Genomic DNA, 23,005 nt, shown 5'->3' with positions numbered 1-23,005 from the left:
TTAACAGTATGTCATTCAGCAATGGGGCTAATCGTGATACCGAACTACAAGTTATTGTATATCAATACTGCAATATTGATGAAGTGATAGCGGAAATTGAAACAGAGCATAATCAAATCAATGGAACTCCCACTACTCTTACAATCAATCTGCACCACTCTAAACTGTCTTTTCACAATGGATATAAACCATTCTATACCACTCCTATCAATTATGATTAAAAAGAGAAAAGCAGACAGTCTCATCATCAAACAAACTGTCTGCTATAAACTGGAAGTTATCTCACTCCTGTTAAGATAAAATTCATTAGCTGCTCTACATCATCAAAATCATCATAATCTCCGTTGAGCCATCTCGATGATACACAACTCCATTTTTCTCATTTCTCTCTAAACAGTCCAAAAGCTTTTCTTCTCCATATTTTTTAGCAAATAAAGTAAATGTGTATGGTTTGATTTTGCCCAATAATCCTTTCTTGCAATTTTCTTCACACTTATAACAATGTGTCAATTCTTTTTCAATTGAACATTTTTTATTCTCGCAAACATCATTATCTGGGCAACCATTTGAGCCACATCCATTACAATCAGCATTTTCTGTGCATAAGCAACACGCAAGCCCACATCTGGCAATTCCTAATTCCCTTTTCATTTGCACACCTCCGCAACTTTCAGTTTATATCGCTTCTCTCAGTCTCTATGTCCAATTAGCTTGCAAACCATTCTTTTAATTCTTACAACAATTCCTCCAACGCCTCCCAGTCTTGATAATAAGATGCCGAGAGCAAAAAATATCACTATAACAGTAGCCATATCCAAATAATTTTCGCCCATAGTTGGTCTCCTTTACAACTTCCACTTTGTATATTTCTTCTATATTACCATATTCTTTAACATCTAACACCAGTTATTTTCAGTCATGACCACCCGCTTAGCGCAACATCATAAACTTAAGAGGAAATTATTCCTATATCCGTTACTTTTTCAGATATAAGAATTATATTTATATTAAAAAAGTCCATACTTTCCCCAATGGAATTGTATGGACTTTTTTAAAAACTATTTTTTTGATTGTTTTTATATTTATTTGAAAGATTCTTTTTCCGTTCCTTTCCAGGCAGATTTCTTTGAGGCAAAATATATTCTTCCATTTCTGTTTGCAGTTTAAAAAGCAATTGTCCTCTTCTTACAGCATTTTTTTCAAGGATTAGCTTTATCATCTGTTCTTTAAACAGTCCTATGGCAATATTTTCATTTGTGTGCATAGGATATTTGCTGCCTTTTTTACGACCTCTTACAGATACCTCCTCATCGGCTTCTTTGCGTATATCCTGCAGTATATTATATACCAACACTTGTGCACGAAAATCCTGATCTACATAGATGGTTGATTTTCCTGTTACACTTTCAAACTTCATTTTATTCTTAAGTGTATGATATTTCTTCTCTATTTCCCATCTTTGATAATATAAATCCTCCAGTTGTTTCTGAGAAAATTCAAAGGGGAGATTCGTCATAAGTGTCAATTCATTTCCAGAAGGAAGCATAGAGGTCATGATTCTCGTATTCGTATACCCTTTTTCTTTCATACGCTCTAATCTCTCCGGATGCTTTTTTCTTATTTTCTCTAATCGCTGATAGGTATGCCGTAAAATAACCGTTTCGTCAGTCGATTTCATATTTCTACGCTCAAATTTATAATCATTGGAAGAAATGCGGAATAAGTAATTGATTTTTTCCGTTTCCAGAAAATCAATAAATTCCATATATGGATATCCCCTGTCAAAAATAGCTAATACGGGCTGTTTGATATCTATATGCGTTAAGTGATGAAGATTTTTCTTGGCAAGCTCCGTTTCGCTGGTAGAAATATGTGAAATTTCAATATCCAGATAAAAATGATTCAAAATATCATACATGCCACTTACAAGCGCCCGCACCTGTCCAAGTTCTGAGTGTTGATTATTACTTTTTCCAAAACGCTCCCGGTTCTCTGGTGAATTCGGCACTTCCGCTTTACTTCCATCAATTGCCAGTAACAAAAATCCATTCCAGAGCCTTGGTTCAGAAGAATGATAGAAATCAGCCATATATTCATCATTCAGATAAGAAAAAACTTCAGGATTAAGACGCTTTCGCTGTTGTAAATACCCTTGTTTCGACATTTTCATGGAAGGAACATCCTTTTGTATAAAATAGTTTCTCAATTCTAGTGTAGTAGTAAGCCCTTTTTTGGAAAGGCAACACAGTAAGATATCTTTTAAAGGCATTTTTCTGTTTCTTGAAAAAGTATTACTGTTTATTTTTCTTGCCCGCTCTGCCAAAGCAGGATCAGACAGTTTTTCAGAAAGTTTTTGGATTCTTTCAATATAGGTACTCCTCATATGCACCCCTGCTTAAATTTTATCATAAATAAAAGAACCTGCCTATCTCAAAGCAAATTCTCTTAAGTTTATGATGTTGCGCATAGCAGGTGGTTTATTTCATTGCTGACACAAAAAAAGAGGGTATATCACTTTCGTAATATACCCTCAACACTCAATATCATCTGTTCCCTTCCGATAAATTAAAAACTACGCAAACTTCGCACACTCTGTTTCGTCAAATCTCTTGACGAATTTTCCGACGAAACTTTGACGAAAATCCACCCGATATTTTATGATAGATTTAAATAATTTACGAAAGGTTTAAAACTGCTTCAATCATACATAATTGCTTGATCTTAAGCACATTTCCAGACTTTATTCAATTTCAGATTAGTTTCCCATCTGTTTTGCAACTTCTTCAGCAAAGTTCTCTTCTTTTTTCTCGATTCCTTCGCCTGTTTCAAAACGAACGAAGCCTTTGATTGCAATCTTAGCGCCGTTTGCTTTAGCAACTTCTTCTACATACTTCGCTACGTTCTGTTTTCCATCTTCTGCTTTTACATAAACCTGGTCTAACAGACAGATTTCTTTTAATTCTTTGTTGATACGTCCGTTAATCATACCCTGGATAACTTTTTCCGGTTTCTGGGATTCTTTCGGGTCGTTCATAATCTGAGCAAGCAGAATTTCTTTTTCATGTGCAATGTACTCTTCGCTTACCTCAGAGCTGTTTGTGTACTGTGGCTTTAAAGCTGCAATCTGCATAGCTACGTTTCTAGCCATTTCTTTTACAGCATCGTTTACAACATCAGTTTCAACGTCTACCAGAACACCGATTTTTCCACCCATATGTGTGTAAGAAGCAACGAATCCGTTTTCTTCTGTCACCTTAGCGAATCTTCTGATGTTCATGTTTTCACCAATAACAGCAATCTGAGCAGCCAGTGCTTCGTTTACTGTCTTTGTTGTATCAAATTTCCATGTAGAAGCAAGGAATTCTTCCGTTGTAGCAGCCTCTGTTTCCATAGCAGCTTCAGCAACCTGAGCAACATATCCCTGGAAAGTATCGTTCTTTGCAACGAAGTCTGTTTCTGCATTTACTTCAACAACAACTGCGTGTTTTTCATCTGCAGATACCAGAGTCTGGCAAAGACCTTCTGCTGCAATACGGCCAGCTTTTTTCTGAGCAGTTGCAAGACCTTTTTCTCTTAAAAATTCTACTGCTTTATCCATATCGCCTTCTGTAGCTGTAAGAGCCTTCTTACAGTCCATCATACCAGCGCCTGTCATTTCTCTTAATTCTTTTACCATTCCTGCTGTAATAGCCATTTTCATTTCCTCCTGTATAATAGAAAAAATTATTCTTCTACAGCCTCTTCTGCTTCTTCTGTGAAGATTTCTTCAGCGTCAGCAGCTTCGCCCTGATTTGCTTCAATAACAGCGTCTGCCATTTTGGAAACAATTAATTTTACGGCTCTGATAGCATCGTCGTTTCCTGGAATTACATAGTCTAATTCTTCCGGATCACAGTTTGTATCAGCAATACCGATAAGTGGAATACCTAATGTGTGAGCTTCCTGTACACAGATTCTTTCTTTTTTCGGGTCTACGATAAAGATAGCATCCGGAAGTTTCTTCATTTCTTTGATTCCGCCAAGGTTTTTCTGTAATTTAGCCAGTTCTTTCTTCAGGTTGATAACTTCTTTCTTAGGAAGAACATCAAATGTTCCGTCAGCTTCCATAGCTTCGATTTCTTTTAATCTTGCGATTCTGCTCTGGATAGTTTTGAAGTTTGTCAGCATACCGCCTAACCATCTTTCATTTACATAGAACATACCGCATCTTTCAGCTTCTGTCTGGATAGCGTCCTGAGCCTGTTTCTTTGTACCTACGAACAGAATTGTACCGCCATCAGCAGCGATGTCAGCGATTGCTTTGTAAGCATCGTCAACCATACCTACAGATTTCTGTAAGTCGATGATGTAGATACCATTTCTTTCTGTGTAGATGTACGGAGCCATTTTAGGGTTCCATCTTCTTGTCTGATGTCCGAAATGAACACCTGCTTCCAGTAACTGTTTCATTGAAATAACGCTCATTTTTTTCTCTCCTTTTGGTTTACACTTCCACCTGCTTCTTCACCTCCGGGACTTTGTAAGCACCGTCCATTGGTATTCACAGGCGTGGTTATTTTCTTCATTGCGCTCGGCAACGCCTGTATTATAGCATACTTGTCCCTGTCATTGCAAGGATTTTTTTGCCGCATACGGTATTTTACAGGCCAAATTTCCGCAAAAGCCAGGATTTCAAAAGCGGAAACCAGCTTTCACACCCTTTTTCAGAACCGCTGCCGTCTTTTCTGCGGATACTGTCCACAGCCAGGGACAAGCCGTGCTCTCCCGTGGGATAAAGATGATATTCCAGAGGAATTCCGGCTCTTCCAAGCGCCTCTGCAAAACGAAAAGAGTTCCAGAAGGGAACTGTCTTATCCTCAAAAGTATGCCACAAGAAGGTTTCCGGCACCTGTTCTCCCACTTGTTTTTCCAAAGACATCTCTTCTTTTTTCGCCTCATACTGTTCTCCCAGCAGGTTCTGCAGGCTGGGCACATGGGCAATGCTCTCATCTGCACTAATAACCGGATAGCACAGAATCAGTCCGTTTGGCTGCAGCAGTTCTCTGGTACACGAAAAGGCTTCTCTTACAAATTTTTCATCCCAGAAAACACCATAACTGGCTGCCAAATGTCCTCCCGCTGAAAATCCCATAATCAGAATTTTATCCGGACTCACCCGCCACGCTTTGGCATGTTCCCGGATATACTTCACACTGGCTGCCACCTCCAAAAGAGAAGTGGGAAATACGGCCGGAGCACAGGAGTATCTGAGAATGGCTGCATGGTATCCCATGGCATTAAACTGCAGGGCTACCGGCTCGGCCTCCCGGTTGGAGGTCATGGCATAAGCACCTCCCGGACAGATAAGCACCAAAGGTCTGATGTCATTTGGCGCCTCGTCCAGATAATCTCCTAAAATATACGTTGTCAAATGAGTCTCGGGCGCAGAACCCTCTACCTGAATAGGAATTTCTTCGTGTCTCATGATTTTTCTATCAGCAGGCCGTCTCTGTACGCTGCCAGAAGTTCCTCCAGCTCTGCTATCCTTTCTTTTAATTTCATACCAATATCGGTTTCTCCCACGGTTTTGCGCTTCACGGTGCGCTTCACCAGAATACTGTCTGAGAGAATATCGCTTTCCTTACTAATGGCGTCTGCCGCAGAAGTAAATGGTTCATGGGCGGCCAAAATCATCCCCCAGGAATTGTAAATCAGCGTATAACCTGCAATCCCCGTTTCTTTCTGGTATGCTCTGGAAAATCCGCCGTCAATAATCAGCAGTTTTCCGCCGCATTTAATGGGGCTTTCTCCCGCCCCGTGGTGTACCGGAACATGGCCGTTTACAATGTGGGTACATTCTCCTGTCACATGGAACTCCTGTAAAATCCGGTCCGCCACCGCTTCGTCTTCCAGAAATTTATAGTAGGCATTTTTATTCTCTTTATGCGTTTCCTCTTCTGCCAGAAAATACCGTTCAAAGGTTGCCATTTTATCTTTTCCAAACAGCGGCGAAGAGGGACTGCTCCAGATAAACCACAGAATGTCCTTTCCTTTCTCCTTTTCCCGTTCATCCACAGCTACAAAGGCCTTCCGCACATAAGTTTCCAGCACGTCGTACAGTTCTTTTCCCTTGTAAACCTTATCGTATACCTGAATTTCCTTAAACGTGCCGTCTTCATTTAATGGAATACAGCCGTGATACAAAAGGTTTCGGTTGTAAATTTTATACATACTGCCCTTTTTCAGAAGAAGCTGCATATGCCGCTGGAGTTTTTCGCAGTTTACAAAAGCAAAAATCAGCCTTTCCACTACTTCTTTTTCTTCTTTAGACAACTCGTAAGGATTGTCCGGATCAATGGTAGGAAAATGATTGTCCATCAGCTTATAGGTCTTGCGGTTTAAAGTAATGGTTCCTTCGGTATAATCAATATCATCCAAAAGCGCCCTGTCTGCCATACCAAATTCTCTGCGGCGCATAAGGAGCTGTCCTTCCAGTTTGAACTGAATAATGGAAATGGCCTTGTGCATTTTCATGTTCAAGTCCTGCTCCACCGGATTCAGGGTATTGTGTCCCTTGATTTTAAAACAAATACAGGGGTCATCCTTATAATAAGTAAGGGCAAAGGTCGCCAGGGGCAGCAGGTTGATACCATACCCGTCCTCCAGAATATCCAGATTCGCATACCTTGCACAAATCCGCACCACCGTAGCTACACAGCAGGCCTGTCCCACCGCTGCCCCCATCCAGACAACATCATGGTTTCCCCACTGAATATCCAGGGAATGATAATTTTCCAGCTTATCCATAATCTGATGAGACCCCGGCCCTCTGTCGTAAATATCACCCAGGATATGCAGATGGTCTACCACCAGTCTCTGAATCAGCTCTGCCAGGGCAATGATAAATTCTTCTGCTCTCCCGATGGCAATAATGGTGTGGATAATCTGCTCATAATAGGATTCCTTATCCGTAATATCCGGCCGCTCGGTAATCAGTTCTTCTATCACATAAGCGAAATCTTTCGGCAAAGCTTTGCGCACCTTAGATCTGGTGTATTTAGACGCTGTTTTCTTACACACTTCAATAAGGCGGTACAAGGTGATTTTATACCACTCCTTCCTATCATGTTCCTGCTTTTTAATGAGATTCATCTTTTCTCTGGGGTAATAAATCAACGTGGCAAGACTTTTCTTGTCCTGCCGGCTCATGGTGTGGCCGAATACCGTGTCAATTTTTCTCCGCACAGAGCCGGAACCATTCTTTAACACATGGGAAAACGCTTCATACTCCCCATGGATATCTGTCAGAAAATGTTCTGTGCCTTTAGGCAGGTTTAAAATCGCCTGCAGGTTGATGATTTCTGTAGAGGCCTTGGCTATGGTAGGGTAAAGCTCTGCCATTCGTTCCAGGTATTTCAGTTTCATATTATCCATTTTCATTTCCTCATTTATACTTTTGACTCATTTTTTTGTCTTATATGTTGTATTCTAACATAGATTTTTGGAAACCGAAACAACTATCTTTTTTCTTTTTCCTTATAATTTCCTTAAAAAGAAATGTTATGCTGGCTTCAGAAAAAGGAAAGCGAGGAATTTTATATGCATGATTTTGTTATAGAAACAAAACACCTGACAAAAATTTATGGGGAACAGACCGTGTTGGAAAAAGTCAGTCTCCATGTAGAAAGAGGAAAAATCTATGGTCTTCTGGGGCGAAACGGAGCCGGGAAAACCACGCTTATGAAACTGCTGCTGGGTCTGGCTTCCCCCACAGCCGGAGAGATAAAAATCTTTCAAAAGCCCATAAAAGGACACCAAAAACAGCTTTATCCCCATATTGGCGCTATCATTGAAGCGCCAGGCTTTTATCCCAATCTGACGGGAACCGAAAATCTGGAGATTTTTGCCCGGCTAAGAGGACTCAAAGACCCTCTGGCTGTACAGGAGGCTCTGCATATCGTAGGGCTGCCCTACAGGGACAAAAAACTGTTTGCCAAATATTCTCTGGGTATGAAGCAGCGCCTGGGCATTGCCAATGCGCTTCTGCATAACCCCAAGCTGCTGATTCTGGATGAACCAACCAACGGCCTTGACCCTGTGGGCATTGCCGAACTACGGGATTTTCTGAAAGATTTAAGTGTCAAACAGGGCAAAACCATCCTGATTTCCAGCCATATTCTCTCGGAAATTTCCCTGTTGGCAGATGATATTGGGATTCTCCACCGAGGCGTCCTTTTAGAAGAGGGCAGTCTGAAAGAACTGGAGGAGAAAAACCAAAAGCAGACGACTGGTGGAAACACACTGGAAGACTATTTTAGAAAAATCACAGGAGGAAAAGGCATTGCTTAAACTGATTCAAACAGAATTCTGGAAACTACGTCGCAAAAGCCTGTTTTGGCTTATGCTGCTTACGGCTCTTCTCATGCCGTTTTTTGCTGTTATCTATTTCCGTTCCTTTGGAAAAACAGACCTTGATCCCTTGCTGTTCTACAAGTGGTCTGCGTTTGGCTATACAGTTTTTATGATTTTGCCCTTTATTTTGGGTATTGTCTGCACCATACTCATGCACGAGGAAAATCAGGCTCATGTACTGAAACAGCTTTGGATAATACCTATCCCTAAAACGGCCTGTTTTTTCAGCAAATTTTTTATAGTTTTGATGTATTCCTTCTGCTTCATGCTGATAACAGCGGCTGCCTCCGTTTTGTTCGGTATCGCCTCCGGTTGTGCCCCTTTTCAATGGGAAAGCATTCTGTTTCTGTTGAAAAAATGTCTGGAAATCGCTGTTCTGTCTGCATGTTCTATACTGCCGATTCTGGCTGCTGCTGTTTCACAAAAGGGATATGTCCTGCCGGTTTGTATCATCCTGCTTTATATTTTCTTTGGATTTTTTATCCTGCCGGTAAATCTCTATGTACATCCCATAGCCAGTCTCTCTGCCATTCTTGCCAGAGAGGGAAAGATTCCGGGACTGACTCTTACGCAAACCATTTCTGTTCCGTGGGCGCTTCTTTGTATCGGCATTTGGGGTACTGCTTCTGTCTTCTTTGCAACAATTTCTTTAAAGAGAAAGGGGTGAACATATGAAAATCTTCCTTTGGGCAGAATGTCAAAAACTCCGCCGCCTGAGCCTTTTACTGCTTACGATTTTTGCTGTCTGTGGGATAGCCTTCATGGTTTTCATCGGCGGAAAAAGCACTGATTATGGTCCCCCTTATCTGGAAGAAGCCGGCTGGTATATGACCATGACCCAGCCATGGGCCACCCTGCTGGTACTTCCGGCAGTGATTGCCCTGTTGGGGAGCTATATGATTTGCCGGGAAGCGGAGGATGACACTTTAAAATCCCTGCTGCTGGTTCCTGTCAGCGAAACCAGGCTGACTGCCGCAAAAATGCTTCTTACCTTTGTCTTCAGTATTCTGCTTTATTTGTTGCTTTTTGCCATCACGTTTTTAGGCGAAGCTATTCTCCATATCCACGCGTTGTCAACAAATATGGTTCTGCATTTTCTAAAATCCTACTTTTTGGAGGGTATTTGCGTATTTTTAGCGGTGTCCCCTATCATTGCGCTTGTAGCTTACTGGAAAAAAAGCTATTGGCTGGCTCTGGTTCTGGCCGAAATATACTCTTTTGCCGGCCTGTTTACAAGTATGTCCAATACGCTCAGGACTTTTTATCCTGTTTCCGCAGCGCTGGGAATTGCCGGTTACTATGAGACCACTGGCCTTGCCAGAATACAAAGCAGTCTGGTTCTGCTTGCCTGCGGAGGCATTTCCGTTTTGATATTAAGAAAACTCAAACATGGCAGGGATGAATAAAAAAAGAGAATACAAAGAAAAAATGTGGTACTATTAAGAATAGAAATTATATGAAACACAAGAGGGAACTAAAATGGCAAAAATATTAATAGTAGATGATGATTCTGATATGCTGGATTTAGTGCGCAGGGCTCTGGCAAAGGACGGTCATCAGATTCATACCGAAACAGACGGACAGAGGCTTTCGCCGGAACGCTGTCAGCAATACGACCTGATTCTGCTGGATGTTATGATGCCCGGTGAAGATGGATTTTCCGTGTGCTGCCGTATCCGCACCGAGGTGGACTGCCCCATTCTTTTTCTGACCGCCAGGACAGAAGACGCCGCACTGGTACAGGGCTTTGGATTAGGCGCAGACGACTATATCAAAAAACCTTTCAGTCTTGCAGAACTGCGGGCGCGGGTAAATGCTCATATCAGGCGGGAAAGTCGCCTGCCCGCTCATATTCTGAAACGGGGCGGTGTGCGCTTTGATATGCAGGCAAAGACGGCCTTTGCACAAGAGCATGCTCTGCCTTTTACAAAGGGAGAATATGCCATCTGCGAATATCTGGCTCTGCATGCCGGACAGGTCTTTACCAAAGAACTGCTTTATGAGGCCATTTTCGGCTTTGACGCAGAGGGAAATTCCTCTGCCATTGCAGAGCATATTAAGAATATTCGCGCAAAACTAAAAGTCTGCAGTCTGAATCCTGTGGAGACAGTTTGGGGGGTGGGATATAAATGGCGAAAAGACAATCCTGTATAAGCCTGTCCCTGGTTCTGTTGCGTTTTACCATGACTATGCTTGCAAGCATGCTCCTGTGCGCTCTGCTCTGGCTTGGGGTTCTGACCCAACTGCAAAGAACCGGAATCATCTACCATGGCTCTGTGTCCAACCAGCAGGCTGAAAAAATGCTGGCAGAGAAACCAGACGCTTTCCAAACCCCGAACAGCGATTTTCTTCCTGCCTATGGATGGTTTGACCCGAAGGGAAAGGTACTGGAAAGCAATGCGTCCAAAAAGGAGCTGCGCCTTCTTACCAATGTTCTGCAGCAAAACACCAATGACATTCATTTTTACCGCTATACTTACCCCGACGGCACCACCCTTATGCTGCATTGGTACTACAGAAGAGAATTTGTAAATCCCCTGCTGCGCCGCTCACTGCCTCCCTTTGAATACCTGTGGTGGGCGATTCTTGGAATTTTCTGGGTTCTGTGTCTGCTGCTGAATACGCTGTGGCTGGGCCGCCGTCTCAAGGAAAAGCTGAAACTGTTCAGCCAGGTCAGCAGAAAAATCGGCGCCCGGGAACTGGATTTCCCCCTTCCCCATGCAGGTATCCGGGAGTTTGACCAGGCCTTACAGGCCATGGATAACATGCGGCAGGAATTGTCCCGTTCTCTGTCTGCCCAGTGGACGGCGCAACAGGAACGAGAATCGGAAATTGCCGCTCTGACCCATGATCTAAAGACACCCCTCACCTTAATCGGAGGCAATGCCGAACTTCTGCTGGAAGAAGATTTGCCCCCGAACAGCCGCAAAATGGCTGAAACCATTGGCTCTGCCAATGACCGGGCCATCTGGTATGTCACAAGCCTGCTGGAAGTATCCAAAGGTGCTGAGGAACCCTTTGTTTCTTCCAGCCTGCCCCAACTCTTTGAGGAGCTCTGCCGCAGCGCAGAAGCTCTCGCTGTTTCCAGAGGCATTGCCCTTAGAACAGAGCATCATCTAAAAGGAACTGCCAATTTACAGAAAGACCGCCTGCTCCGGGCCTTTCTCAACGTGGTGCTCAACGCGGTGGAACATACACCTCCGGGAAAAGCGGTGTTTTTGGAAGGCCTGGAGACGAAAAACAGCTGGCAGATAAGAGTCTCGGATGAAGGTTCCGGCTTTAGCAAAGGGGCGCTGGCGCATGCCACGGAAAGACTGTGGCGTGACGATACTTCCCGAAGTGCCAATTCCCATCACGGACTTGGTTTGTGGTTTGCCGCACAGGTTATAAAGGCCCATGCCGGAACCTTAAACCTGAGCAACACTCCCTCCGGCGGTATGGTAACCATTAGCTTCTCCAGCGTTTCCAAATAAAATACGGCGCTGTCACATGAAACAGCAATCCGGGACATCTCCCATCTGCATTTCATGCGGCAGCGCCGTTATGTACTTCATAATACCAAGACTTGCTTCAGCTTTTTTTCACAAATTCTGCCCCGCATTTCGGACAGCGGACACTGATTTTTCCTTTTCCTTTGGGGATTCGGATTTTTTGTCTGCACTGAGGACAGGTATAGATATGGAAATCCTTTCTCTGCTCCTGTATATACTTGGTTCTGCCAAAAAAGCGTTTTACCTTATTCTCCAGGCTCAGATATTTCTGATTCTCTGCATACCGCTTCTGAATATTTCTGGAAAACATCCGATAATAAATCAAAACAATTAACAAAGTTTCCCAGGAACTCATCACAATACTGAAATATCCGTTTCTCACAAAGAGATTCAGGCCTGCACACACTATCAGTACAATCAGTAAAAACATATTCAGGCGGTCTGTGCCGTACCTGCCATACATAAACTTCGCCAGCATTTCTCTCAACTTATTCATAACTCTGCTCTTCCCTTTCCAGCTTTTCATAAATGTCTTTCACAAATCTCTGTGCTGCCCGCAGGTCTTCTGCATCCGGGTGCAGCATAGCCATATCAAAGTTGTGCAGCATGGCATTTACCATTTTTTCATTCTCCGCATTTTTCATGCGTCCGTATTTTTCTCTTACGGATATGGGCATTTTCCCCTGACACATATAGGCTCCCAGATATTCGTTGTCATCTTCAATAAAGACCCTGATATTTTCTTCAATTTTCTTATAATAGTCCGGGTTGTTGCCCATACCACAGGTTCCGAAAAGGGCAATTTTCTTTCCCTGCAGACTTCCCAGATAATCCAGAACCTCCACACTTGCGCTGCCTCTGTCTGTCCAGAAGCCAATAAAGTAAATGTCTCCCATTTCATAATTTATCTGCCCGTCCAAAGGTGCAATGTCCTTGCACTGTCCGGGAATCGCTTCAAAAATCGCTTTTGCCAGCTTCTCTGTATTGCCGGTTCTGCTTTTATACAACACCTGGGTTTTCATATTCATCCGTCCTTCCATTGTCTGTTATAGTGTTATTGTATCACCAAACCAATGGAAAAAATATTTCTTGATTCTTAAATATTCTAAAGACTCTATAAAGTCAGTGTTCTTTGATATGAACATCCAGCTGAGGAAAGGGAATTTCAACACCTGCTTCGTCAAAAGCCAGTTTAATTTCCTCGTTGAGCCGCCACTTGGTCGCCCAGTATTCCTCTGTTTTCACCCAGGCCCGCAGCCCTAAAATTACACTGTCTGCTGCCAGTTGGTCTACAAACACCTGCATTCCCTCTTCTGACATAATACTGGCATCTTCTTCAAGGAGGCCCTGCAGAATCTGTTTGGCCTTTCTCAAATCTGCCTGGTAAGAAATCCCTACCTTGATTTCCAGCTTTCTGCTGTCTTTTGCTGTTACATTGACAATACTGGAATTCGTCAGGGTTCCGTTTGGAACTGTAATTCTCCGGTTGTCCACCGTGGACAGTGTAGTGTAAAACAAGTCAATTTTGACAACGGTTCCTTCCTGATTTCCCGCATTTTCAATAATATAATCTCCTACGCTGAAAGGCCGCAAAATCAGAATAATCACACCGCCAGCCAGGTTGGACAGACCACCCTGCAAAGCCAGACCAATGGCAACACCACTGGATGCCAGAAGTGCGGCAATGGACGATTCCTTTACCCCAAAGCTTGTGGCAATGCTTACAATCAGAAGAAAATACAGCGCAGCCTTTACAAAAGAGGAAACAAATTGTATGACGCCTGTATCTGCATTGGCCCGGTTCATAGAAGCAGCAATCAGTCTGCATATTTTATGAATCAGCTTGCTGGCAATGATATAAACTAAAATAGCCAGCAGAACCCTGCCTACAAAGTTTCCGATAAGGGGCAATTTTTTCTCCCAATAATCCCATGTCACATATTGTTTAAAAAAAGCATCAATGCTTTCGATTTCTAACGGTTCTGTCAATGCGTCTGTTAAGAGTATTCTCATACACTCCACCTTTCTGTACTTTATTTTTCAATTTTCTGTTTTTCAGCTTTTTCCCATTCTTCCTCCATAGTCTTCTGAAGCTGTCTCCGCACTTTGGACACCGGCACTCTTACAGATGCTGCAGGTCTTTTTCCGGTCTTTTTAGGTTCTGCCTTTGTATAAGAAAATATCTGTACAGCCAGCGGCGCTACCTGAATCGTTATGGAATAAGGCCGCTCATCACATTCCGCCTTTTTGGCAGTTTTTACCCTGGGATTTCCCATACCGCTGCCGCCGTAAGCCTCCTTATCACTGTTAAAAATTTCCTTATATTTTCCGGGATAGGGAACACCCATCTGATACGCTTCATAATCCACTGCCGAAAAATTGCATACGGCAACCAGGGTATTCTCCTCCCTTTCCCCCTTTCGGATAAGGGTCAGCAGGTTTCTCTCTGCGTCCATGTGATTAATCCATGCAAAGCCTTCTGTTTCGTAGTCCTTTTCGTACAGGGCCGGCTGTTCCCGGTACAGCTTCCAAAGGGCTTTCACATATTCCTGCATTTGTCTGTGGTCTGTTTCTTCCAGCAGATTCCAGTCCAGCCCCCTCTGCTCAGACCATTCTCTCTCCTGGGCAAATTCCTGTCCCATAAACAACAGCTTTTTCCCCGGATGTACCAGCATAAAACCGTAAGCAGCCCGAAGATTTGCCATTTTTTTCGCCTTATCTCCCGGCATTTTGTTTAAAAGAGAACCTTTTCCATGTACCACTTCGTCATGGGAAAGACTTAGCAGGAATTTTTCACTGTAGGCATACACCATACTGAAAGTCAGTTCATCATGGGCGCCACCTCGGAAAATAGGGTCTTTCTGCATGTAATCTATAAAGTCATTCATCCAGCCCATATTCCATTTATAATCAAATCCCAGCCCCTCTTCTTCCACTTTACCCGTAATCTGAGGCCAGGCTGTGGATTCTTCTGCAATCAGCAGCACATCCGGATGTTGTTTCTTAAACACAGAATTCAAATGTTTCAAAAATTCCACAGCTTCCAGATTTTCATTACCTCCGTAAATATTGGCAACCCATTCCCCGTCGTTCTTGCCGTAATCCAGATACAGCATGGAAGCCACTGCGTCCATGCGTATTCCGTCTGCATGATACTTCTTTGCCCAGAACAGGGCATTTGCAATGAGGAAATTCTTCACCTGCGGGCGTCCATAATTGTAAATCAGCGTGCCCCAGTGAGGGTGCATGCCCTGCCTTGGGTCTAAGTGCTCATAGAGACAGGTTCCATCGAAATGAGACATACCGAAAGTATCCTTTGGAAAATGTGCAGGCACCCAGTCTAAAATCACACCGATTCCCTGTTGGTGCATGTAGTCCATGAAGTACATGAAATCCTCACAGCTTCCATACCGGCTGGTAGGGGCATAATATCCAGTGACCTGATAGCCCCAGGATTCGTCCAGAGGATGCTCCATAACCGGCATCAGTTCCACATGAGTATACCCCATTTCTTTCACATAGTCTGCCAGCATGGGAGCCAGTTCCCGGTAATTATAAAACAGTCTGCCCTCTTCTTCTGGTTTTCTCCAGGAGCCCAAATGCATTTCGTATACAGCCAAAGGCTTGTCCTCCCGGTTTCTCTGTCCTCTTTCCTTCATCCACTGGTCATCCTGCCACTGATACTGATTCAAATCCGCAACCACAGAAGCGGTTTTCGGCCGCACCTCCGCCTGATTGCCATAAGGATCTGCCTTTAAATACACCAGAGAGCCTTTGGCTTTCACTTCATATTTGTAAAGGGCTCCCGGTTTGACTTTCGGAATAAAAAGTTCAAAAATCCCGGATACATTCAGACGATTCATCTGATGTACTCTTCCGTCCCATCTGTTAAAATCCCCTACCACACTGACACGCATGGCATTGGGCGCCCAGACAGCAAAATAAACGCCCTCCACCCCGTGAAGCTCCATGGGATGTGCCCCCAGTTTTTCATAAATATCATAACAAATGCCTGCTGCAAACTGCTGCTCCTGCTCTATGGTAATCTGCTTTTCAAAAGCGTACGGGTCATAAATTTTTTCCTTTCTGCCGTCTTCATACACTGCTTCATATTTATATTTTGGAATCTTATCCCCCGGAAGCAGTACAGAGAAAAATCCCGTCTCGTCTTCCATCTCCATTTCATACTCTGGTTTCCCCCTGCCAAGCAGCACCTTTACCTGCTGCGCTCCCGGCCGAAAGCACTGTATCAAAATACCGTCCGGCGTTTTCCTGGGTCCCAGAATCCGCTTCGGCTCGCTTTCTTCCGAATATACCACAGCCTCAATTTCCGGCCAATCCATCATATCATATAATCTTTCAGACATATACACCCTCCTTTTTTTCATTTTATCATCAAACCATTCCCTTGTAAAGTTTAAGAATAATGACTAATTTTTTATTTTTAGTCGAAAAATTGTTGTGCATTTTCCATATATAAGATATAATATAAACAACTTCGCTTATCTATTTTGGCGGTGTATTGACAATGTATGAGGAGGTATGCAATCATGCTCGACCAAAGCTACTATGAAAAAACTGACGAGATTATTGAATTCTATGGCCGAAAAGCAAGTTCTCTGATTCCCATTATGCAGGATATTCAGGCAGAATACCGTTATCTGCCCGGAGAATTGCTGACCTATGTGGCAAAGGAAATCGGTGTCCGTGAGGCAAAGGCGTACAGCGTAGCCACTTTCTATGAAAACTTTTCTTTTGAACCCAAGGGAAAATACATCATTAAAGTCTGCGACGGAACAGCCTGTCATGTCCGTAAGTCCATCCCAATTCTGGAAGCCCTGCAAAAAGAACTGGGACTCAGCAGAAAAAAACACACCACTGACGATATGCTCTTTACCGTGGAAACGGTATCCTGTCTCGGTGCCTGCGGTCTTGCCCCTACCATGACGGTCAACAACGAAGTCCACCCATCCATGACGCCGGAAAAGGCGCTGGAATTAATTGCGGAACTGCGAGGTGACAATGTATGATAATTGAAAACAGAGATGCCTTATTAAAAGAACGGGAAGCTGCCCAAAAAGAAATCGACGCTTACAAGTGCAGAATCCTGGTATGTGCCGGAACCGGCTGCGTAGCCTCAGGTTCCGAAAAAATATACAACAAAATGCTGGAACTGTGTCAGGATTTAGAAGGAGTGTCCGTGGAATTTCAAAAAGATGTTCCTCATATCGGCGCTGTCAAAACCGGATGTCAGGGAATTTGTGAACTTGGCCCTCTGGTGAGAATCGAACCCTGCCATTACCAGTATGTGAAAGTACAGGAAGAAGACTGCCAGGAAATCTTCCAGCGCACGGTTTTAAAACAGGAGCCTGTAGAACGGCTGTTTTATAAGAAAAACGGAGAATCCTACGCAACTCCCGATGAAATTCCTTTCATTGCCAAACAGACCAGAATCGTATTGGAAAACTGCGGTAAATTCGATGCGGAATCTCTGGACGAATACATAGCTTCCGGCGGATACGACGCCCTTGCCAAAGCGCTCTTTGACATGACACCGGAGGATGTTTTAGAGGAGGTAGACCAATCTAAGCTTCGGGGAAGAGGCGGCGGCGGTTTCCCTGCCGGAAGAAAGTGGAAACAGGTGGCAGCCCACAAAGACGTACCGGAACATTTTGTGGTATGTAATGGTGACGAGGGCGACCCAGGTGCTTTCATGGACGGCAGCGTAATGGAAGGCGACCCTTACCGCTTAATCGAAGGTATGACCATTGCCGCTTACGCAACAGGGGCACAAAACGGTTATATCTATGTTCGCGCAGAATATCCTCTTTCTGTAGCCCGTCTGCGTCATGCTATTCGCCAGGCGGAAGAAAAAGGACTCCTTGGAAATCACATTCTGGGAACTGATTTTTCTTTCCATATGCATATTAACCGGGGCGCCGGCGCTTTCGTCTGCGGAGAAGGCTCTGCCCTTACCGCTTCTATCGAAGGGGACCGCGGTATGCCCCGTACCAAACCGCCAAGGACTGTTGACCAGGGTCTGTGGGCGAAACCAACGGTTTTAAACAATGTAGAAACTTTTGCCAATGTACCCGGTATTATCTTAAAAGGAGCCCAGTGGTTCAGAACCATCGGCACTGAGGGGAGTCCGGGAACTAAGACGTTCTCCATCACCGGTTCCATTGAAAACACAGGACTTATCGAAGTTCCCATGGGAACCACCCTGCGGGAAATTATTTACGACATCGGCGGCGGTATCAAAGGCGGCGGAGACTTCAAAGCCATTCAGATTGGCGGTCCCTCCGGCGGCTGTCTCACCAGTGAACACCTGGATGTAGGGCTGGATTTTGACAATGTAAAGAAATACAATGCCATTATGGGCTCCGGCGGCCTGGTAGTTATGGATGAAAACACCTGCATGGTAGAAGTAGCCCGCTTTTTCATGAGTTTCACCCAGAGAGAATCCTGCGGAAAATGTGTTCCCTGCCGGGAAGGCACGAAACGCATGCTGGAAATTCTGGAACGCATTGTAAACGGAGAAGGAAAGCTGGAAGATTTGGATACCCTGGAGGAACTGGCCTCTATGGTAAAGGGCATGGCGCTGTGCGGTCTTGGAAAGAGTGCGCCTTTGCCGGTTATCAGTACATTAAAGACCTTCCGCAAGGAATACGAGGAGCATATTTTGGAACACAAATGTGCGGCGAAAAGCTGTACTGCCATGAGACGCTATATCATCAATCCCGAATTCTGTAAGGGCTGCGGCAAATGTGCGAAGAACTGTCCTGTGGGAGCTATTACCGGCGTCCGCAAGGAAACTTACCACATCAATCCGAATCTTTGTATCAAGTGTGATTCCTGCCGGGAAAACTGTGCATTTGATGCAGTTTATGTTGAATATTAGGAGGGACTATTATGGGATTTATGACAATAGACGGCAGAAAGGTAGCGTTTACCGATGAAAAAAATGTCCTTTCTGTTATCCGCAATGCCGGCATTGATTTGCCAACGCTTTGCTATCATTCGGAATTATCCATTTTCGGTGCCTGTCGCTTGTGTACCGTAGAAGATGACCGGGGACGCACCTTTGCCTCCTGCTCAGAAGAGCCAAGAGACGGCATGGTGATTTATACCAACTCGGGAAAAATCAAAAAATACAGAAAAATGATTGTGGAACTGCTGTTGTCTGCACATTGCCGGGACTGCACCACTTGTGTAAAAAGCGGCGAATGTGTGCTGCAGGATTTGGCACATCGCATGAATATTACTTCCGTGCGTTTCCAGAACACCAGAGAGCCGCGTCCTTTGGATGACAGTTCTCCTGCGCTGGTAAGAGACCCCAATAAATGCATCCTCTGCGGAGACTGTGTCCGGGCCTGCAGCGAACTTCAGGGACTGGGGGTGCTGGGCTTTGCGCACCGGGGTACGGACGCCATGGTTATGCCTGCTTTTGACAAACCCCTGTCCGCCACGGATTGTGTAAGCTGCGGTCAGTGCCGGGTCTTCTGTCCAACCGGGGCCATCAGTATTAAAACGCAGATGGACGAGGTTTGGGACGCCATTGCAGACCCCAATACCCGTGTAGTCGCACAGGTCGCTCCCGCTGTCCGGGTTGCTGTGGGAGATGCTTTCGGTCTTACCCGGGGCCACAGCGTCATGGGCAAGCTGGTGGCTGTTCTGCACCGCATGGGCTTTGATGAAGTTTACGATACAGCCTTTGCCGCAGACCTTACCATTATGGAAGAATCCAAGGAATTTTTGGACAGAGTGGAAAAAGGTGAAAATCTTCCTCTTTTTACTTCCTGCTGTCCCGCATGGGTGAAATACCTCAGTGACCAGTATCCGGAATTTAAGGATAACCTTTCCACCTGCCGTTCTCCTCAGGGTATGTTCTCTGCTGTTATGAAGGAATACTACCGTGACCCGGAGAAAAATCAGGGCAAGAAAACGTTTGTGGTATCCATCATGCCGTGTACCGCGAAGAAAATGGAAATTCTCCGCCCCAACAACTTTACCAAAGGGGAACAGGATACTGATGTGGTTATTACCACTACAGAACTCATCCGCATGATTCGCAATTCCGGCATTGAATTCTCTACACTGGTTACGGAAGCCTGCGATATGCCGTTTGGATTCGGCTCCGGCGCCGGCGTTATCTTCGGTGTTACCGGAGGTGTGACAGAGGCTATGCTGCGCCGCTTTGCGGACCGCCACGACAAAGCCACCATGGACAGCGTTGCGGAAGCAGGTGCCAGAGGCGAGGACGGTATCAAAGAATTTACCGTTACCTATAAAGGCACGCCGCTGCATGTCTGCGTCGTCAGCGGATTGGCCAATGCCCATACCGTTATGGAAAATATCCGAAGCGGCAAAAAGCAGTACCACATTGTGGAAGTTATGGCCTGCCGCAGGGGTTGTATCATGGGCGGCGGACAGCCTCCGAGAGCCGGCAGCCGCACAAAGACCGCCAGAATGGAGGGGCTCTATCAGGCAGACAACGTAACCAGCATCCGCAAGGCAGACGAAAATCCATTGATTGTCTCTCTTTATGATGGACTTCTGAAAGGAAAAGTGCATGAACTGCTTCATGTAGATGAGTATTGAGATGAATAGATAAACGAGACTGCTGTAGAAAGAAACAGACCTTTTAAGAGGCACAGGAATATGTCTTCTTGTGCCTCTTTACATCCAGGATTATTTCCTTTTCGCATACTTGTGAATCTCAAAGTTCTAAAATCTCCGCTCCCAGGATTTCCGCTTCTTCCTTTTCATGGGTAACGCAAAGTACAGTCTTTCCTCTGCACTTTTCCCGCACAAAGGCCAGCACCTTATCCTTTGTTTCCCTGTCCAGTCCCTTAAACGGCTCGTCTAAAAACAATATATTCCAGTCTGCATACAGAGCTCTTAAAAGGGCCGCCCTTCGCTTCATACCCCCGGACAACTCTTTTACCGGACGCTTCCCCCAGCCTTCTAATCCCACTGCCGAAAACCCGTCTTGCAGCTGCTGCAAAAAGTCCCTGCTTCTGCCTTTCCCTCCCTTCTGTACCAGGCGAATATTGGCTTCTGTACTGAGATTTTCGCACAGCCTGTCCTCCTGAAAAACAGCGCTGATTCTTTTGTTTTCCAGTCCTGTAATCTCTCCGCCATCCGGCTTTTCCAGTCCCATAAGGATTCTAAGAAGCGTGGTTTTCCCTTTTCCTGATGCTGCCATAACACAGGTGGTTTTCCCTTCCGGAATTTCTGCGCAGAAATTTTCCAATACCTGATGCTCTCCATAGGCTTTGTTCAGATTTGTAATTTGGATTCCCATACCTATCTCCTCTCCAGTTTCCTTACGCCCCAGTCAATGACTCCCAAAAACACCTTCTCAAACAGCAGGCTGATCACAATAATGACCACCGTCCAGGCAAACAAATCCGGCGTGTCCAGATACACCTTTGCCTGATATAAATGCTCTCCAATAGAGCCGTCAGGGATTCCGATAACCTCTGCCGCTACTCCCGCTTTCCAGCAAAGTCCCAGAGCCACACAACAGCCGGAACGGAAAAAGGGCAGCACCTGCGACAGATAAATATAGCGGATTTTTCTCATCCGCGAGACCTGAAATACCTGCGCCATTTCCAACAGCTTTTTATCCACACTTTCTATCCCCTGGATCACATTGGTATAAACCACCGGAAAAACCATAAAAAAAGAAATAAATACGGACAGATTCTTTGAAGGTATCCAGATAAGCGCCAAAATCACAAAAGACGCTACCGGAATGGATTTCATGGTAAGCACCAGAGGTGCCAGAAGTTCCCGTATTCTGCAAAAACCAAAAGAAACTCCTCCCAGTACCACCCCCAGGGCCGTACCCAGCAAAAATCCGCTGACAATGCGCAGGACGGAAAACGCACAGGACAGCCAGAATGTACTTTCCCATACCAGTGTTTTCAATCTCTGTAAGACAGCAACAGGAGATACCAGAAGTATCTCCTGTCCGATGGCCATACTGGCTGCCTGCCAGATAAGCAGCCAAAATGCCACTGCCCAGAGCCGGATTTGCCTTTTTTTATTTTTCGATATAATAGAAATCATCTCCCGGCACTGCGCCTCCTACCGCCTGTGGGTTCTGGTTTTTCAGCACCTCCAGATAACCGGAAAGCTGCTCCTTCATATCCTCGCCATCCATATATACAATGTTACATTCCGGCAGGGCTTTTTCTGCAATTTCTGCAGTAACAATGTCATATTTTCCTACCAACTGGGCTGCTTCTTTCGTATTCTCGTTTACATATTCCACAGAGTCCTCATAATGCTCCAGAAAATCTTCCACGGCCTGGGGATGTTCTTCCACAAACTCTGTGCGGGCTACCACAACACCGGTAATCATACTGCTTTTTGTATCTTCCCCGGACTGTACCTTTTCCCATTCTTCCGTCAAATCCAAGGCCGTACGGATAGCCGGATTTTTGGTCTGGGCCGTGGTCACAAAGGGCTGCGGCAGCATGGCAATACCGTTTTCCGTACTGGAAATTGCTGCAACACACTCAGAATGTTCGCTTTTCCACTCGATGGTTACGCCTTTTTCCGGGTCAATTCCGTTTGCAGACAAAATATAATCCAGGGCATACCCCGGTGTAGAGCCCTTGCCGCTGGCATAAATGGTTTTTCCTTTTAAATCCGCCACAGACTGCACACTGTTCCCATTCTCCACAAGATACAGCACCCCAAGGGTATTCACAGCCAGAACCTGCACCTTTCCCTCTGTTTTATTATAAAGTACAGAGGCCAGGTTTGCCGGAACCGCAGCAATGTCCGTTTCTCCCTGCACCAGCTTTGGGGAAACCTCATCTGCAGAAGCGGCAATGGAGAACTGATAATTTTCATCCGTCAGCTTTCCCTGCTCCGCTTCATCCATAAACTGCACCATCCCCATAGCGGTAGGCCCTTTTAAGGCTGTAATGTTTATATCGACAGGATTTTCTTTCTGTTCTTCTTCTTTTTCTATGTCTGTAGCTGCTTTGCTGCCGCACCCGCTTATGGATACTGCTGCCAGAGCCACAGCCAACAGCATGACCGCCATCTTTTTCTTCATGTTTGTCCTTCCTTTCTCTCCTGTAAAATCCAGTATTATTTTTTAT

22 protein-coding genes and 1 pseudogene are annotated in these 23,005 nt (G+C 44.9%); 9 read left to right on the top strand and 14 right to left on the bottom strand.

Annotation, left to right across the window (positions count from 1 at the left end; translation table 11 throughout):
• A partial coding sequence (locus G5A70_RS15630) for a hypothetical protein (RefSeq protein ID WP_244092014.1) occupies window positions 1-221 on the top strand: 221 nt, incomplete at its 5' end.
• Between the two features lie 56 nt (window positions 222-277).
• Here the strand turns inward: G5A70_RS15630 and G5A70_RS02055 are convergent.
• The 7 genes and pseudogenes from G5A70_RS02055 to G5A70_RS02025 all read right to left on the bottom strand — a co-directional run bounded on the left by G5A70_RS02055 (window position 278) and on the right by G5A70_RS02025 (window position 7,413).
• Window positions 278-651: pseudogene (locus G5A70_RS02055) on the bottom strand (DUF3795 domain-containing protein).
• 38 nt (window positions 652-689) lie between these two features.
• Window positions 690-833, bottom strand: a complete 144-nt coding sequence (locus tag G5A70_RS02050; RefSeq protein ID WP_016439130.1) for a hypothetical protein — start codon at window positions 831-833, stop codon at window positions 690-692.
• Window positions 834-1,051: 218 nt separating this feature from the next.
• Window positions 1,052-2,383 carry an IS4 family transposase gene (locus G5A70_RS02045; RefSeq protein ID WP_173747489.1) on the bottom strand — a complete coding sequence of 444 codons (1,332 nt, stop codon included), beginning with the start codon at window positions 2,381-2,383 and terminating at the stop codon, window positions 1,052-1,054.
• Between the two features lie 372 nt (window positions 2,384-2,755).
• Window positions 2,756-3,694, bottom strand: a complete 939-nt coding sequence (gene tsf, locus G5A70_RS02040; protein WP_173747487.1) for a translation elongation factor Ts — start codon at window positions 3,692-3,694, stop codon at window positions 2,756-2,758.
• 29 nt (window positions 3,695-3,723) lie between these two features.
• A complete protein-coding gene (gene rpsB, locus G5A70_RS02035; protein WP_111919382.1) occupies window positions 3,724-4,464 on the bottom strand; it encodes a 30S ribosomal protein S2 in 741 nt (246 codons plus the stop codon).
• A 175-nt stretch (window positions 4,465-4,639) separates the two neighbouring features.
• Window positions 4,640-5,464: an alpha/beta hydrolase gene (locus G5A70_RS02030; RefSeq protein ID WP_173747485.1), complete on the bottom strand. Its 825-nt coding sequence runs from the start codon at window positions 5,462-5,464 to the stop codon at window positions 4,640-4,642.
• Window positions 5,461-7,413 (bottom strand): fructose-1,6-bisphosphatase, encoded by a 1,953-nt coding sequence (locus tag G5A70_RS02025; protein ID WP_173747483.1) that lies wholly within the window; start codon window positions 7,411-7,413, stop codon window positions 5,461-5,463. Before G5A70_RS02025 ends, G5A70_RS02030 begins: the two co-directional genes overlap by 4 nt.
• A 165-nt stretch (window positions 7,414-7,578) precedes the next feature.
• Between G5A70_RS02025 and G5A70_RS02020 the strand changes: the two genes are divergently transcribed.
• The 5 genes from G5A70_RS02020 to G5A70_RS02000 all read left to right on the top strand — a co-directional run bounded on the left by G5A70_RS02020 (window position 7,579) and on the right by G5A70_RS02000 (window position 11,864).
• Window positions 7,579-8,328, top strand: coding sequence for an ABC transporter ATP-binding protein (locus G5A70_RS02020; RefSeq protein ID WP_173747481.1), 750 nt, complete (start codon window positions 7,579-7,581; stop codon window positions 8,326-8,328).
• Window positions 8,321-9,058 (top strand): ABC transporter permease, encoded by a 738-nt coding sequence (locus G5A70_RS02015; protein WP_173747479.1) that lies wholly within the window; start codon window positions 8,321-8,323, stop codon window positions 9,056-9,058. Before G5A70_RS02020 ends, G5A70_RS02015 begins: the two co-directional genes overlap by 8 nt.
• A 4-nt stretch (window positions 9,059-9,062) precedes the next feature.
• Complete coding sequence (locus tag G5A70_RS02010) at window positions 9,063-9,797, top strand: ABC transporter permease (protein WP_173747477.1); 735 nt, start codon at window positions 9,063-9,065, stop codon at window positions 9,795-9,797.
• A gap of 73 nt (window positions 9,798-9,870) precedes the next feature.
• Entirely contained in the window at window positions 9,871-10,545 is a 675-nt protein-coding gene (locus G5A70_RS02005) for a response regulator transcription factor (protein WP_173747475.1), read from the top strand.
• Window positions 10,521-11,864 carry a sensor histidine kinase gene (locus G5A70_RS02000; RefSeq protein WP_173747473.1) on the top strand — a complete coding sequence of 448 codons (1,344 nt, stop codon included), beginning with the start codon at window positions 10,521-10,523 and terminating at the stop codon, window positions 11,862-11,864. Before G5A70_RS02005 ends, G5A70_RS02000 begins: the two co-directional genes overlap by 25 nt.
• Window positions 11,865-11,961: 97 nt before the next feature.
• On the opposite strand, the gene G5A70_RS01995 is transcribed toward G5A70_RS02000, so the two are convergent.
• The 4 genes from G5A70_RS01995 to glgB all read right to left on the bottom strand — a co-directional run bounded on the left by G5A70_RS01995 (window position 11,962) and on the right by glgB (window position 16,249).
• The gene (locus G5A70_RS01995; RefSeq protein ID WP_173747471.1) at window positions 11,962-12,378 is read right to left on the bottom strand and encodes a hypothetical protein; all 417 of its coding nucleotides are present in this window, start codon (window positions 12,376-12,378) and stop codon (window positions 11,962-11,964) included.
• Window positions 12,371-12,904: a flavodoxin family protein BilS gene (gene bilS, locus G5A70_RS01990; protein WP_173747469.1), complete on the bottom strand. Its 534-nt coding sequence runs from the start codon at window positions 12,902-12,904 to the stop codon at window positions 12,371-12,373. Before bilS ends, G5A70_RS01995 begins: the two co-directional genes overlap by 8 nt.
• A gap of 100 nt (window positions 12,905-13,004) precedes the next feature.
• Window positions 13,005-13,895, bottom strand: a complete 891-nt coding sequence (locus G5A70_RS01985; protein WP_173747467.1) for a mechanosensitive ion channel family protein — start codon at window positions 13,893-13,895, stop codon at window positions 13,005-13,007.
• A gap of 20 nt (window positions 13,896-13,915) precedes the next feature.
• Window positions 13,916-16,249, bottom strand: a complete 2,334-nt coding sequence (glgB, locus tag G5A70_RS01980; protein ID WP_173747465.1) for a 1,4-alpha-glucan branching protein GlgB — start codon at window positions 16,247-16,249, stop codon at window positions 13,916-13,918.
• 183 nt (window positions 16,250-16,432) lie between these two features.
• Between glgB and G5A70_RS01975 the strand changes: the two genes are divergently transcribed.
• The 3 genes from G5A70_RS01975 to G5A70_RS01965 are packed head-to-tail and all read left to right on the top strand — an operon-like array spanning window position 16,433 to window position 20,483.
• Entirely contained in the window at window positions 16,433-16,912 is a 480-nt protein-coding gene (locus G5A70_RS01975) for a complex I 24 kDa subunit family protein (RefSeq protein WP_173747463.1), read from the top strand.
• Window positions 16,909-18,783 (top strand): NADH-ubiquinone oxidoreductase-F iron-sulfur binding region domain-containing protein, encoded by a 1,875-nt coding sequence (locus tag G5A70_RS01970; RefSeq protein WP_173747461.1) that lies wholly within the window; start codon window positions 16,909-16,911, stop codon window positions 18,781-18,783. The genes G5A70_RS01975 and G5A70_RS01970 overlap by 4 nt, the downstream gene beginning before the upstream one ends.
• Window positions 18,784-18,794: 11 nt before the next feature.
• Window positions 18,795-20,483 (top strand): [FeFe] hydrogenase, group A, encoded by a 1,689-nt coding sequence (locus G5A70_RS01965; RefSeq protein WP_173747459.1) that lies wholly within the window; start codon window positions 18,795-18,797, stop codon window positions 20,481-20,483.
• Between the two features lie 118 nt (window positions 20,484-20,601).
• On the opposite strand, the gene G5A70_RS01960 is transcribed toward G5A70_RS01965, so the two are convergent.
• From G5A70_RS01960 to G5A70_RS01950, 3 genes are read right to left on the bottom strand one after another with little or no spacing between them, the layout of a single operon-like run.
• Window positions 20,602-21,189, bottom strand: coding sequence for an ATP-binding cassette domain-containing protein (locus G5A70_RS01960; RefSeq protein ID WP_173747457.1), 588 nt, complete (start codon window positions 21,187-21,189; stop codon window positions 20,602-20,604).
• A gap of 2 nt (window positions 21,190-21,191) precedes the next feature.
• Window positions 21,192-21,959, bottom strand: coding sequence for an ABC transporter permease (locus G5A70_RS01955; protein WP_173747455.1), 768 nt, complete (start codon window positions 21,957-21,959; stop codon window positions 21,192-21,194).
• Window positions 21,934-22,959 (bottom strand): ABC transporter substrate-binding protein, encoded by a 1,026-nt coding sequence (locus G5A70_RS01950; protein ID WP_173747453.1) that lies wholly within the window; start codon window positions 22,957-22,959, stop codon window positions 21,934-21,936. The genes G5A70_RS01955 and G5A70_RS01950 overlap by 26 nt, the downstream gene beginning before the upstream one ends.
• Between the last annotated feature and the right edge of the window lie 46 nt (window positions 22,960-23,005).

Source organism: Blautia hansenii (genome assembly GCF_013304445.1).
Lineage (GTDB): Bacteria > Bacillota > Clostridia > Lachnospirales > Lachnospiraceae > Blautia.
The sequence above is the reverse complement of the archived record's forward strand: the minus strand, read 5'-3'. Positions and strand labels throughout refer to the sequence as shown.